Raw genomic sequence first — 13,725 nt, 5'->3', positions numbered from 1 at the left:
GGTGGTGGTCTGCTTGCCGGCGTCCTGGGAGATGGTGCTTGGACTTGGGGGATGGTTACCGTTCTCTGTGATCTGATAGTTAGGGTACGATTCACGACCCCGGGGTGTGATTCACGACCACCCCGGGGTCGTAAACCACACCCCAAGGTCGTAAACCAGCACTTCACGTCTAATGAGGGCGTGGTCCCACGGACCAGAACAGCGGCGCGCAGACCGCCCGCGAGCACAGGAGGACGTTGTCAAGTACGGAAGGTCGCCTTCGGACGCGGGATGACGCATTCGGGTGCGAGAGGCAGTCCTCAGGTCGAGCAGGACGCACCACCAGCCACACCCCCAAACACGAAGAGTCCCATTTAGTGCCGGTCTCGGCGAGGGGCGCGTGACCGGGGAACGACCGCGGCGGCGCGGGGTGCCTCTCAGCCCTTGACTCCGCCCTCCTGAACTCCCTTGAAGAACTGCTTCTGCGCCAGAGCGAACAGGATGATGATGGGAACCAGTGCGATGATCGTTCCGGCGGCTACCACACGTGGGTTGGAGCCGAAGTTCGACTGCAGGTACTGCATGCCCACGGTGAGCGTGTATTTCTCGGGATCGGACAGGACCACGAGGGGCCACAGGAAGTCGTCCCAGGCGCCGATGAATGAGAACAGTGCGACCACGCTGACCATGCCGCGGATGTTCGGCCAGACGACGTGGCGTATGCGCTGCCAGGTGGATGCCCCGTCGATCTCGGCGGCCTCAAGGATGTCCTTGGGAATCATGGCGCATGCCGTTGTGATCAGGAGGACGTTGACGGCGCCGATGGCCCCGGGCAGAAACACGCCGACCAGCGAGTTGGCGAAGCCGAGTGATCTGACGGTCAGGTACTGGCTGGTCAGTGTCACCTCGCCCGGGAGCAGCAGGGTCGATAGGAACATCGCCAGGAATATGTACTTCCCTCGGAACTTCAAGACCCCCACGGCATAGCCGGCGCAGGTGCAGAAACAGACCTGGCTGACCACAGTGGCCACGCCCACTGCCAGTGAGTGCCAGGCGTACTTCAGGATCGGTATGGTGCGTGAGACCGTCGCGTAGTGTTCCAATGTCGGCTGCTCCGGGAGCAGCTGCGGCGGGAAGGCATAGATGTTCTCGGAGGCGCCCTTGAGTGAGGTGGACAGCTGCCACAGAAAGGGGAAGACGGCGATGAGCGCCATGAGGCTGAGCAGCAGGTACCGTACGACGGCGCCGGCCGCGGTGGGCTTAAGGAAGTCCGACTCGCCTCGGCGCCGCCAGAAGCGATCCCGGTAGGGCTTGGCCGAAGTCCGGCTGGACGCCCCCGTCCGCCCGGCTACGGTGGCACTCATCGCGAATTCTCCGTAGTCCGGCCGGCATTCGCGCGAAGCGCGGGTCGGTGAGCCCGGCGTCTGCGCAATGCCTTTCGCATGGTGGAGATGTCGGTGCCGTTGTTGACAAGAGCGGTGAGCAGCAGCGGTCCGGTAGTGAGCAGGAAGAGCATCACTGATAGCGCCGAGGCATAGCCGAGCTGCCCGTCTAGCCCCGCGCCCTTGCGTTGGATGAGCATCACCAGGCTCATCGCCTGCCCACCGGGGCCTCCGGAGCCATTGGTGAGGATATAGATCTCGGAGAAGATCCGCATGGCCGAGGTGGCGATCAGGGCGGAGACGAGGAGCATGGCGCCGCGTACGCCGGGGACCGTTATGGACCAGAAGCGGCGTATGGCACCGGCTCCGTCCAGGGCGGCGGCCTCGTGCAGCTCGCGACCCACGCTCCCCAGGGCCGCCAGGTAGACCACCATGTAGTACCCAAGCCCCTTCCAAGTGGTCAGCAGTATGGAGGATACGAGAATCCACCAGCGGTTGGTCAGGAAGTCGATCCCTGTTCCGCCGAGGAATTCGAGCGCCTGGTTGATCACCCCGCGTGAGTCGAACATCCACGACCAGATGATGCCCACGACGACGACGGATGCGATGACGGGGAAGTAGTAGACCGTACGGAAGAATGACATCCCAGGCATGTGCTTGGCGATCAGCAGCGCCAACAGCAGCGGAATGATCGTCAGCAGCGGGACGCATACGAGCACGTAGACGAAGCAGGTGGTCAGGGCGTAGCCGACCTGCGGGTCCTCCAGAATTCGCGCAAAGTTGTCCAGGCCGGCGAACTCGGCCGGCCGTAGCGGCCTGGCATTGGTGAAGGCCAGGATGACTGTGTTCGCGAAGGGCCACAGGGCGAATACCAGGACCCATACCGTTGCCGGCGTGATCAGGACGTAGGGGGCGAGGCGATGACGCATACGCATGCGAATACCGCCGTCAAGCGCCGAGATTCTCGTTGCAGTACTTGACTGCGGCGTCCAAGGCGTCCTTGGGGGAGATGTCTCCCTTCAGCGCAAGCGCGATCTGCTGCTGGGTATAGCTGCTCATGTCATCGGTGTACTGAACCGGCTTGACCGCCTCGGCGCTGGGCATGGCGGCCGCCGCCAATTCGATCGCCTTCTTCATCAGCGGATTGGAGACCTCTGCGGTGAAGGAGTCCGGATCCTCATTGCCCGCCAGGGTTCCGGGCATGAAGCCCTGTGCGATCTTCACGAATTCGACCTGGTTGTCATTGTTCGTCACGTACTGGGCGAATGCGAGCGCCAGGTCGGGATTCCCGGAGTTCGCGGCGACGCTGATCCCTTGAATGTACAGCGGCGGCGTGGTGAAGCGTGCAGAGCAGTCCGTCTTGTCCAGGAGGCTCGGGGCGTCGTTCGTCAGCTGGGTGACGAACGATCCCGTGGCCGTGGTATAACCGACCTTCTCCTGGGTGTACATGGTCGCATTGCCCGAGTAGTCGTCATTGAGTACCTCAGCGGGCATGGCGCCGGCACGGTAGAGCGTGGAGTACTTGCCGACGACCTGTGCGGCCCGGTCGGTGTTGAAGGTGAACTGCTCGCCGTCGAAGATATCGACGCCGTAGTCCCGGATCTCCATCAGGCCGGGCATTGTGGAGGCCAGGTAGATGCCCTTCTCGGCGGCCTTGGTGCACCAATCGATGTAGGAGTCGAGGTCGGTGGGTGCCTCCTGTGCGGACAGTCCCGCGCGCGTGAGCATTTCGGTGTTCCACCAGCATACGTCCGTGCCCAGGTACCACGGATAGCCGTAGGTGCCGTCGATGCCGTCATAGGTGTAGGCATCCAGGCCTCCTTGCACGTAGGTGTTGAGTACCTCCGCATTCGCCGCCCTCAGATCGAGTACCTGGGACGCCTGGGCCAGTTTGTAGGCGAAACCCTCGGGCAGATTGATCACGTCGGGCAGCTCGCCGGAATTGGCCTGCTGGAGGATCTTCTCCTCGTAGCCGTCGCCGGGCTGATCGATCCAGTTGATGGTGGTTCCGGGGTTGTCATCCTGGAATGCCTTGATTAGGGCCTCGAAGTAGGGTGTGAATCGGTCGTCCTTGAGTGACCAGGTCTGGAAGGTGATCTTGCCGGACAGCTCCCCGGAGCCCGCAGCGGCCCCGGAGCCGGAACCCGAGTTGCTGGAGCCGGATGAACCGGTGCAGGCGGACAGAACTGCGGCCGTCGTCACAGGCACGCCCATGAGTAGGCCGCGGCGGCTGAGCTTCATGGTGTATTTCCCTTCGTCTTTGAAGTGGTGGGGCGGGTGCCACAACACCGATACTACATCGGTTTAGTAGAGGTTGAGTACCTCATGGCAGCTCCAGTTCGGGGGCGGGGCCCGCCAAGGCCAGACGCCACCACTGATCGAACAGCGCCGACTGCGGCCCGGCCTGCGAACGAAGTGAGGGCTCGGCTGTTGGCAAGGTGAGTCGTGGAACGGCCGATCCGCCCGCGGCCGCCGGCTCCGACGCCGCACAGTCGCGGGCGGCGTCGGCGGCCGCGCGGAAGGCCTGCCCGGTCGGCTTGACCGCTCCAGTGGAGTCGATGAGGCCGAGGGAGTACTCCAGCTCGGGGAAGTCGGCCAGCTCGGGGGAGACATCGTGGGAGCACCACCAGGTGATCGCCTCCAGGTTCGGTGCTGCGGGTGTGCCATCAAGCCCCGTCAGATGCGCGATCGTATCGGTGACGAAGGCGGGTGCCGCCGCAGCCGGGACGTGGGTGATCGGCGCCCCGACCTCCTGCAGCCAGATGGCGCGTTCGGGCCCGCCCCAGGCACGCGCCAGTTCGACCAGGTAGCGGGCGAACAGCGGCAGGGCGGGATGCCCGCTCCCGTAGCGCGGGCCGACCTGCATGAAGATCCACGCGTGCACGGTTGTCATGTCTCCCAGCATGGCGTGCGCGGGTATGAACGGGTGGGTATCGTCGAACCACAGGTCGTCGTCGAAGGAGTGCGTCAGGGTCCCGGTGGCCCATTCCTCCCGTGCGGCACCGAATAGGGCGCGCAACCACTGCCCGGCCTGTTCGGCCTGCAGCGGGGAGCGCTGTGGATGGCGGCGGGCGGCGAACTGGATGAACTCGTTGCCCAGGCTGAGCCCATCGGCGTGCGGGCGTGAGGCGAGTTCGCGGGCGAGTGTGCGGATCAGCTCGGTCTGCGCCGATACTACGTCGACGTCGGTGAAGAGGTTGCGGCGGTGCCAGGTGGTGACCCAGGCGGGCAGGAAGTCGAAGGAGGACAAGTGCCCCTGCAATGCGTCGACGGTTACCGTCAGGCCGGCGCGACCCGCGATATCGACCACGCGCAGAACGTCGTCGACGGCGGCCGGCCGGATGAGCCGGCGGTTGGGTTGCAGCAGCGGCCACAACGGGAAGATCCGCACGTGATCGGCCCCGACCTCCCGGATGGCGGCCATGTCATCGGTGACGAGCGCCGGATCCAGATCGAGCCAGGCGTGGAACCAGCCCACGCGGGGGGTGTAGTTGACTCCGAACCTCATTGTCTGCGCTCCCCTGTCTGCTTCGGCTTCCGGCTCATCCGCACGGTGGCGATTCCGAAGGGGTGCAGGTCGAAGCTCCAGGCCCCCTGTGCGCCTGGAACGGGGACGACGTCGACGCCGAGCACAGCCGAGGGATTCCCGTGCAAGTCAGCGCCGACGGCGCCGGTCAGGTCATCCGATTCCAGGGTCACGCGAGTGCGCGCCCCCTCCGGCTCGTACAGGCGCACCAGCACATCCCCGGAATCGTCATCAGCGGGGTGGAGGGACTCGATGACGGCGCCGGAGGCGGTCACCAGTGGGGTGATACCGCCGGCGCCGGCGGGGGCGGCCTGCTCCCGCAGCGGCAGGTTCAGGCGATATCCGGCCTGACGGGCTTGCGCGGTTCCTGCGGAGGGGACCACGGAGAACTGGAAGGCGTGCTCGCCATGGTCCTGGTCCGGGTCGGGGAAGCGCGCCGCCCGCAGCAGTGACGCCCTAACGAGCGACCAGGTGCCGCCATGCGGACGGGGATGCCGGGTGACGTCCCAACCGTAGGTGGCGTCGTTGGCGATGCCGACGCCGCGGCCGGGCTCGCCCACCTGCAGCCATTTGTGGGCGCACACCTCGAAGCGGTAGGCGTCCCAGGAGGTGTTGTCATGAGTGGGACGGCGCACGTGACCGAACTGCGCGCCATAGGTGGCGCTATCGGCGTGCACGTCCACGGGCAGGGCCAGTTTGAGCAGCTTCTCCGTCTCCTGCCAGGACACCTCGACCTTGAGATCGAGTCCGCGCTCATTGAGCGTCCAGGTCAGCAGTGCGCGTGAGTCGCCGAAGTGTGCCTCGACGACGGCGAGCGCAGCCGTGCCCGCGACCCGCGTATCAATCAACCGCCCCGGGACCTCATGTATCGAAGCGCGGTAGAAGGGGTCCAGATCCCAGGCGTCCCACTCGTTGGGGAAGTCGTTCGCGATCTGGAGGATGCCGAACCGCTGCCCGGGCGGAACGATCTCCTGCCTGCCCGCCTGGGCGGCGAAGGTCAGCGAGACGAGTGCTCCGGTCGCATCGACCTGCGCCCTCCCGCCGGCGGTGGTCAGGATCGCCCCGCCGTCGCGCAGCTGTTCAACCGTCGCCCCCTTCCGGGCGGTTGCGGCACGGACGGCCTCAGCCGTCACGACGGCGGCGCCCAGGGCGGGGACCTCCACGCCGGCCACAAACCGTGGTACGGGCGCCGTATTGAACACCAGCCGGTCCCCGGCCCGCGGGGAGTCGTCGTCGGGTCGGGATTCTGGATGCGGTCGGGGGGAGGTGGCGGGCAGTGGTTCGGTGAGCGTCGTCGTCGGCACCTGCTCCGCCAGGGCCCGGCGCGCGCTCGCGGCCAGGGCGCCTGCCGTGGCGACGACCTGGCACAGTGCCGCCTCCGCCTCCTCGTAGACCCAGGCGATCGAGGAGCCGGGCAGGATGTCGTGGAACTGACACAGTAGGGTGGTGCGCCAAAGGCGGTGGAGCAGTGGGGCGGGGTAGGTGTCGTCGCTGAGCAGGCCGCGCACCCAGGCGGTTGTGCACCAGGTCTCCGCCTCGCGCAACGCCGCCTCGGCCTCCCGGTTGCCGCGTTTGATCGCCGCCTGACTGGTCAGTGTGCCCCGGTGCTTCTCCAGGTACAGTTCGCCGACCCATACGGGGGCGTCGGGATACTCCGCGCGGGCGCGGCTGAAGAACTCCGCGGAGGTCATGTGCTCCATCCGGGGCGAGCCGGCCAGGTTCTGCATCCGTTCAATGCGGTCGAGCATCTCGCGAACCGGTCCGCCTCCGCCGTCGCCGTAGCCGTACAGGAGGAATTCAGTGGCGGCGCGCCCCTTGTCCTTGAAGTTGTGCTCGGCGTGCCGCACCTGCTCCGCGGTGACCTCGGCGCCATAGGTGTCCGCCGGGGGGAAGTGGGTGAAGATGCGGGTGCCGTCGATCCCCTCCCACCACAGCGTGTGATGGGGGAAGGCGTCGACCTGGTTCCAGGAGATCTTCTGCGTGAGGAAGTTGTCGTAACCGGCGAGGTGCGCGATCTGTGGCAGTGCTCCGGTGTAGCCGAAGGAGTCGGGCAGCCAGATCTCATGGCAGGCGGCTGCGAGCTCGTCGCGGAAGAAGGCGGTCCCCTCGGTCAGTTGGCGCACCAGGGACTCACCCGCCGGCAGCACCGCGTCGGGCTCGACCCAGGAGCCGCCGACCGGAGTGATGCCTCCGGCGGCGACATGGGCCTTGAGCCGTTCGAACAGCTCCGGATCCTCCTCCTTGACCCAGGCGGCGTGCTGCGCGGCCGGCAATGCGAAGCGCATCGGCGCGCCGTCGTCGAGCAGGCGGATGACATTGGCCAGGGTACGCACCGCCTTGCGGCGTGACTCGCGCACGGGCCACAGCCAGGCGGAGTCTATGTGTGCGTGACCGCTGACTGCCAGGGTCACGGCATCGTGATCGGGGGGCGTGGACAGCAATGGTTCCAGTAGCTCACGCACCCGGGTGGCGGTACCGCGAACGTCAGCGGGGTCGAGCCGGTCGAGCGCCTCCGAGGTGCCGACCAGGAGCCTCCACATGCGGGGCGATTCCTGCGGCAGTGTCCGCGCCAGACCGAGCAGGACGTCGACGTCGGCGGCGAGTTCGCGCACCTGATCGTGAACCCGTGCGAGTCGGGCGGTGCGGAACGTGTAGATCGGTGCCTGGGACTGCGTGAACCGTGATCCCTCCGCGGTGGGCTGGAATGGGGGAGTGCCCAGCAGCATCGGGTTGGAGGCGGCCTCCACATACAGGGTCAGGTGCCCCTCGGCGTCCAGCAGTGACTCCCATACGGGGACCCACTGGTTGCGGGGGTTGAGCGCCTTGAGGATGGTTCCGTCGGCCGTGCGCACCAGTCCCTCGGCCTGGAATCCTGGGGAATGGGGCTCCCATCCCAGATCGATGTCCAGTTCGAGGTGGGCGCCGCGCAACTCGGAGGGGATGGAGGTGGTCACGCGGAACCAGGTGGTGCCCCAGGCGGGACCCCAGGGGCCGGGGATCGAGAAGGGCCGATAGGCGGTGGTGGGAGACAGGGCCGTGGAGGTGGGGACGGGGGCACCAGCTCCGGGCACATTCGCGAGAGGGCCGGACGGATCGGCGACCTCCCAGGCCTCCACGTGCGCAGGGGCGATCGTCTCAAGGATCGCGGGCCGAATCCGCTCGGCGAGCATACGGTCCACGTGTTTTAGGAGCATTGCGCGGTTGTCATGCATGGCGGCCTCCATTGGCGCGGGCGGGTGAGTGACAGTCGGCCCGACCTGCTCTCGGAGCGGCCGACGATAATCCACACTAAACCGTATTATCTATGAGGTCAAGCGGTTCAAGGGATGCCTTATAAGCGGATCAGCCGTGGCATACTGCCGTCATGGAGCGTCCTACCATCCGCGACATCGCGGAGGTCGCCGGGGTATCCCCGTCCGCCGTGTCCTTCGCCCTCAACGGCCGCCCGGGCGTATCCGACAGCACGCGGCGTCGAGTCGTCGCCGTTGCGAACCAGATGGGCTGGACCCCGAACGCGGCTGCACGCGCGCTGTCCGCCTCGCGCGCGGGCGCGGTCGGCCTGGTCATCGCCAGGCCCAGCCATGCCGTGGCCGCTGAACGCTTCTTCTTCGAGTTCATAGTGGGCATGCAGGGCGAACTCGCGATCGACGCACTCGCCCTGGTGCTGCAGATCGTTGAGACGACGACGCAGGAGATCGCCACTTACCGCTCGTGGTGGGCGCAGCGCCGGGTCGATGGCGTAGTAGTGGTGGATCCTCGCAGTGAGGATCCGCGGTTGGAGGTTCTGGGTGAACTGGGGCTGCCGTACGTGCTGGTAGGGGAACCGGATACCGGTGGAATGCCGGCCGTCGTCGGGGATGACGAGGGCATGATGGAAGTCGTGCTGGCGCATCTTATGGAGCAGGGTTACGAACGCGTCGCCTACATCTCGGGCACCGCCGGCGTGATGCACAATGCCCGGCGCACCAATGCCCTGTCCGTCGCGGGTAGACGCGCGGGGGTTGAGATCATGGTGGTGCAGGCCGCCGATTACTCCGAGCGCTCCGGAGGTCAGGCGACCGCGGAACTGGTGGGTGGGAGACGTGTTCCGGACGCGATCGTTTACGACAACGAGGTGCTTGCGCTCGGGGGAGTGTCGGTGCTGCAGGACAGGCGGGTGGGGATCGGCGCGGAGCTCGCCGTGGTCTCGCTTGAGGACTCCTCCGTGCTGCGGGTACTCACCCCCGATGTGACGGCGATTCATCGCGAGCCGGGGGAGATGGGCCAGACGGCGGCCAGGCTCCTACGGGCCTATCTGAGCGACCAGACGTCTCATACCGTTCGACTGGCGACTCCCACCCTCGTGGTGCGTGCCTCCTCAATGTCCGCGGGCTGGACGTCAGACGTCCTCGCGACGTCGTAGGAGCCAGTGCGCGAGTATGGCGGCCAGTACGAGTGCGGCAACGAGGTATAGCACGCTGCCCAGGTCGGTCCTCTGACCGTCGGCCCACAGCGGTGACAGTGCCTCCATGAGCCGGTAGCCGGGCAGCCACACAGCGACTGCTCGCAGCGCGTCGGGGAAGGTGCTGATCGGGAAGATCGCGCCGGACAGGAAGAGCAGCGGGAAGAAGACCATGGAGCACACTCCCTGCGTGCTGCGCGGCGTCCCCGCCACGGCGGCGATGCATACTCCCAGCACCAGGAACACGGCAATGCCGAGGGTCGCCACGCCCAGAACCGCCAGTGGGAGGGCCGGCGGCGTCGCGCGCCACCCCAGCCACAGGACCAGGTAGGAGATTGCCCAACCCAGGAGCACCAGGACCAGCAGAACCAAGGCGTATGCCGACATCACGAGTCCCGGGCCCCCGGGGCGCAGGCTGGAGCCGGCCAGAACGCGGGACTCGATCAGCGAGGCCAGGCCGATCCCCATGCCGAACAGTCCGATGATCATGATGAACATGACTCCGGTCGTCACGCCCAGAGTGTCTACCAGGCGGTACCTGGTGTGTCCATCGCTGTAGACCTGGTCGCCGTAGGCGAGCGCCTGCACTATGACAATCATGAACGGCACCGCCAGGTTGAAGGTGGCCGCCACTGGTTCCCGAACGAACCCCAGCAACTGATTGCGGATCTGTAGTGCGAAGGGTTTCATCATCATTCGCCTCGGGTGTGCAGGTAGATATCGGATAGCCGGGGCGTGCGCTCGCGCACCCCGATGGCACGGTTCGGCTCTGCCTCCTCCAAAGCGCGGATGTCACGACGCAGGGACTCGGCGTTGGTGTATCCCACCAGGGTGGCTGCGCCGTCGCTGCTGAGGAAGTGACGGCGCTCGGCCGTGTCCGTCGGAAGGGAGCTGAGAATTGCTGTCGGCACGGGCACCACGCCCACCAGCCCGGAGGCGTGGACCAGGTCGCTCACCGTGCCGGAGGCCACGATAGAGCCGTCGCGCATAATGATCACGGTGTCCGCGTAGTCCTCGGCCTCGGTCAGGTCATGGGTTGTGACCAGGAGCGTCGCGGGCCGGCCCGCCATGACCCGGGAGAGGTAATCCCACAGGGATAGTCTGCTCTCCAGGTCGACGCCGCTGGTCGGTTCGTCCAGGATGATGAGTTCCGCCTGGCCGAAGAAGCAGCCCGCCACCATGACACGCTTCTGCTGGCCCCCGCTGAGACGACCGAATCGCCGGCCCAACAGATCCTCAATGCCGAAGCTCGTGGCAATGTCTTCCACCGTGCTGGCTGGTTGACCATACAGCGCCGCGAAGAACTCGAAGTGCTCGCGCACGGTTACCTGGGCGTGCAGCGATCCGCCTTGTAAGCACACACGGATGCGTGGCCGTAGGGAGGGATCGCCCGGGTGCGTTCCAAGCAGGGTGATCGTGCCGCTCGTCGGGGCACGCAGTCCCACGAGCGTCTCAATGGTGGTCGTCTTCCCGCAGCCGTTGGGTCCCACCAGGAAGTAAGTGGTCCCTGCGGCCAGCGAGAGGTTGATGCCATGGAGCACCTCTCGCCCCTGGTAGGTCTTGGTGACGCCTGACAACTCGGCTACTGTGCGCATCGTCCCTCCTGCTTCTCCGAGAGCCTTATTAGGGGTGCTGCTGCGGCGGGACCTGGTCGCCATCGTCCGGGTTGAGGTGCAACGCCTGAGGTTGGTGGTTTTGATTGTATGTCGAGCCAGGGGGTTTATGAGGCACTTCGTGTTTGAGGGTGTGGCGGTTGGCGGTGGGATGGCGTTGGGTACGCCCCTTCGGCGTTGGGTACGCCGGTTAGACCTGTGGTGAAGGCTTCGTAGCCCTTCAGCAGACACCTAACCGGCGTAGTAGAGCACGAACCGGCGTAGTAGACGAGTTCGGCTACAGGCGCTAACACCCCCAAACACGAAGAGCCATTTATGACTCCGCCCTACGAGCGACTGCTATGGCTGAATACGTCTGCACTTCCCGCTACCCTGGGGACGTGATCCACTCCTTCCTGCCGCCGACCACGGGCCGGATGACCATTGTCTCCACACAGGAGCACGTATGAGCGTCTGGGACGACGTCGTCGGCCAGGAGCGGGTCGTCGCTGCCTTCCGGTCCGCCGCGCAGGCGGCCCGCGCCGTCATCGCCGCCCGCACCGGTGATGCGAGCCAGGCTCCGCTTGGTCGGCCGCCGGAGCCGCCGGATGAGCATGCGGCCCCTCCCGCCGCTGCATCCGCCGTCGACGCCTCCGCTATGACTCATGCCTGGCTGGTGACCGGCCCGCCCGGCTCCGGCAGGAGCGTCGCCGCGCGGGCCTTCGCCGCCGCCCTGCAGTGCACCGGTGAGGAACCCGGCTGCGGGGCGTGCAAGGCCTGCCGCGACGTGCTCAGCGGCGCCCACCCCGACGTGGTGCGACTGGCCACCGACAAGCTCCTGATCACCATCGATGAGGTCAAGGCCCTGATCGGGGAGGCGCAGCGCCGCCCCTGGACCGGCAACTGGCGGGTCATCCTGGTGGAGGACGCTGATCGCATGGCCGAGCGCACCACCAACGTGCTGCTGAAGTCGATTGAGGAGCCGCCGCCCCAGACCGTGTGGATCCTGTGCACCCCCAGCGCCGACGACGTGCTGCCCACTATCCGCTCGCGCTGCCGCCTGGTGACCCTGAGGATCCCCCCGGCCGACGCCGTGGCCGAACTGCTGGTGCGCCGCGACGGCGCCGACCCTGAACTGGCGGTCCGCGCCGCCCGCGCCAGTCAATCCCACATCGGACTCGCCCGGCACCTCGCCGTCGACGCCGGCGCCTGGGAGCGACGCCGTCGGCTGCTGCTCGCACCGGTATCGCTGCGCAGCGTCGGCGATGCGGTCCTGGCCGCCGCGGACCTGGTAGATGCCGCCGAGGATGAGGCCTCCCGTGCCACCACCGAGCGCGACGCCGCCGAGAGGGCCGCCCTGCTGCGCGCACTGGGCATTGAGGAGGGGGGCAGAATCCCGCCGTCGCTGCGCGCCCAGGTACGGCAACTGGAGGAGGATCAGAAGCGGCGTGCCCGCCGTGCCCGCACCGACGTGCTGGACCGGGCCATGATCGACCTGTTGTCCTTCTATCGGGATGTACTCGCGGTTCAGCTCGGAAGCGACGTCGAGCAGGTCAATATCGACCTGTCTGAAGCGGTGGCGCAGGTGGCGACCTCCACCGGACCCCGGCAATCCCTGGCGCGCATCGGCGCCATTGAGGAGTGCCGCACCCGACTGCGTTCCAATGCGGCCCCGCTGCTCGCGGTGGAGTCCCTCATGGTGCAGCTGCGACCCCAGGCATGAGGGTCGACGACGGCGGTCCCGGCGCTAACCCTGCCGGCTCCCGGCCGGGGTGAGCTCGGTGGCTGCCCAGGAGGACAGCAGCCGCAGCGCCTCCTGACTCGCGCTGTCGGGCTCTACTCCATATACCAGCAGCGTCAGCCCGGGCGTGCTCGCCATCGCAGCGGGCTCGTAGAACAGCTGCATCTGGCCGACGACCGGATGATTGACCACTTTCTTGGCACGGCACACGTAGCGAACGTCGTGACGTGCCCACAGGTCGGCGAACTCCCGGCTGCGTGTAGACAGCTCGCCGATAAGCGCCTGGAGACACGGGTCGGTCGGGTCCGCGCCGGCTTCCAGGCGCAGCATCGCCACCAAGTCCTCCGCCCCCGCCTGCCAGTCGACGAAGAAGGTGCGCGCGCGGGGATCCAGGAAGACGAAACGTGCCATGTTCGGGTGTGGCCCGGCGACGTCGGGGATCGGATCGACGAACATGGGGGAGTACAGTGCCCGGGCCATGTTGTTGGCGGCCAGGTAGTCGCCTGAGCCGTTGCGCACCGCGGCCGGCATCACCAACGCGTCCAGAATCCACTGCGTGTCCGGCCGTACGGCGCAGCTCTTGGGCTGTGCTCGACGCCGCCGGACCCGCCCCGTGGGGGTGACGGCGCGAGCCAGGTCGATCAGGTGCTGCCGCTCGGCCTCGTCCAGCATCAGCGCTGAGGCGAGCGCATCCAGGACCTCGTCGGAGGCTCCGGCCGCATTGCCTCGCTCCAGGCGCGTGTAGTAATCCACGCTCACCCCGGCGAGCATGGCGACCTCCTCCCGCCGCAGCCCCGGTACGCGGCGGTGGCCGGCGACGACGGGCAGTCCCGCCATCCGCGGGGTCACCTTCGCCCGGCGCGTAGTGAGGAAGTCCTTGATCTCGGCGCGGGCGTCCGCGGGCGTAGGGCGGGTCTGGCGGCTCATGCGCACAAGGCTATGCGTCGTTGTGAAGCTGCGGGAGGCCCGCCCGGTCCCCGTCAGGCGCGGGTGGAGTCGGTGCCGCCGGTGTTTAACGGCTGCGTCACGGTGGGGGGCGACTTCCCCCGTAACGTGCGTGCCCC

At 67.0% G+C, this 13,725-nt stretch carries 10 protein-coding genes; 2 read left to right on the top strand and 8 right to left on the bottom strand.

The genetic code is table 11. From position 1 onward, the window contains the following. Positions 1 to 416: 416 nt before the first annotated feature. The 5 genes from Q4A20_RS03660 to Q4A20_RS03640 form a co-directional block, all read right to left on the bottom strand. The gene (locus Q4A20_RS03660; RefSeq protein WP_303120442.1) at positions 417 to 1,343 is read right to left on the bottom strand and encodes a carbohydrate ABC transporter permease; all 927 of its coding nucleotides are present in this window, start codon (positions 1,341 to 1,343) and stop codon (positions 417 to 419) included. Further along, the gene (locus Q4A20_RS03655) at positions 1,340 to 2,290 is read right to left on the bottom strand and encodes a carbohydrate ABC transporter permease (RefSeq protein WP_303120440.1); all 951 of its coding nucleotides are present in this window, start codon (positions 2,288 to 2,290) and stop codon (positions 1,340 to 1,342) included. The genes Q4A20_RS03660 and Q4A20_RS03655 overlap by 4 nt, the downstream gene beginning before the upstream one ends. A 19-nt stretch (positions 2,291 to 2,309) precedes the next feature. Continuing rightward, positions 2,310 to 3,602, bottom strand: a complete 1,293-nt coding sequence (locus Q4A20_RS03650; RefSeq protein WP_303120438.1) for an ABC transporter substrate-binding protein — start codon at positions 3,600 to 3,602, stop codon at positions 2,310 to 2,312. An 82-nt stretch (positions 3,603 to 3,684) separates the two neighbouring features. Then, positions 3,685 to 4,869 (bottom strand): hypothetical protein, encoded by a 1,185-nt coding sequence (locus Q4A20_RS03645; protein WP_303120437.1) that lies wholly within the window; start codon positions 4,867 to 4,869, stop codon positions 3,685 to 3,687. Beyond that, positions 4,866 to 8,099, bottom strand: coding sequence for an alpha-mannosidase (locus Q4A20_RS03640; protein ID WP_303120434.1), 3,234 nt, complete (start codon positions 8,097 to 8,099; stop codon positions 4,866 to 4,868). Before Q4A20_RS03640 ends, Q4A20_RS03645 begins: the two co-directional genes overlap by 4 nt. A 152-nt stretch (positions 8,100 to 8,251) precedes the next feature. Between Q4A20_RS03640 and Q4A20_RS03635 the strand changes: the two genes are divergently transcribed. Further along, positions 8,252 to 9,289, top strand: coding sequence for a LacI family DNA-binding transcriptional regulator (locus Q4A20_RS03635; protein ID WP_303120431.1), 1,038 nt, complete (start codon positions 8,252 to 8,254; stop codon positions 9,287 to 9,289). On the opposite strand, the gene Q4A20_RS03630 is transcribed toward Q4A20_RS03635, so the two are convergent. Beyond that, on the bottom strand, positions 9,266 to 10,018 hold the full coding sequence (locus Q4A20_RS03630; RefSeq protein WP_303120429.1) for an ABC transporter permease: 753 nt from the start codon (positions 10,016 to 10,018) through the stop codon (positions 9,266 to 9,268). The two genes, Q4A20_RS03635 and Q4A20_RS03630, sit on opposite strands and share 24 nt — an antisense overlap. A gap of 2 nt (positions 10,019 to 10,020) precedes the next feature. Beyond that, a complete protein-coding gene (locus tag Q4A20_RS03625; RefSeq protein ID WP_303120426.1) occupies positions 10,021 to 10,923 on the bottom strand; it encodes an ABC transporter ATP-binding protein in 903 nt (300 codons plus the stop codon). A gap of 463 nt (positions 10,924 to 11,386) precedes the next feature. Here Q4A20_RS03625 and Q4A20_RS03620 point away from each other — a divergent pair, with 463 nt between their 5' ends. After that, the gene (locus Q4A20_RS03620) at positions 11,387 to 12,643 is read left to right on the top strand and encodes a DNA polymerase III subunit delta' (RefSeq protein WP_303120424.1); all 1,257 of its coding nucleotides are present in this window, start codon (positions 11,387 to 11,389) and stop codon (positions 12,641 to 12,643) included. A gap of 24 nt (positions 12,644 to 12,667) precedes the next feature. Here Q4A20_RS03620 and Q4A20_RS03615 read toward each other — a convergent pair whose 3' ends face one another. Next, complete coding sequence (locus Q4A20_RS03615) at positions 12,668 to 13,588, bottom strand: helix-turn-helix transcriptional regulator (RefSeq protein ID WP_303120422.1); 921 nt, start codon at positions 13,586 to 13,588, stop codon at positions 12,668 to 12,670. Between the last annotated feature and the right edge of the window lie 137 nt (positions 13,589 to 13,725).

The sequence above is a fragment of the Actinomyces sp. genome (assembly GCF_030530635.1).
In the GTDB taxonomy this organism is placed as follows: domain Bacteria; phylum Actinomycetota; class Actinomycetes; order Actinomycetales; family Actinomycetaceae; genus Actinomyces.
Note: the sequence above shows the minus strand (reverse complement) of the source record. Positions and strands in the feature narration are given on the sequence as shown.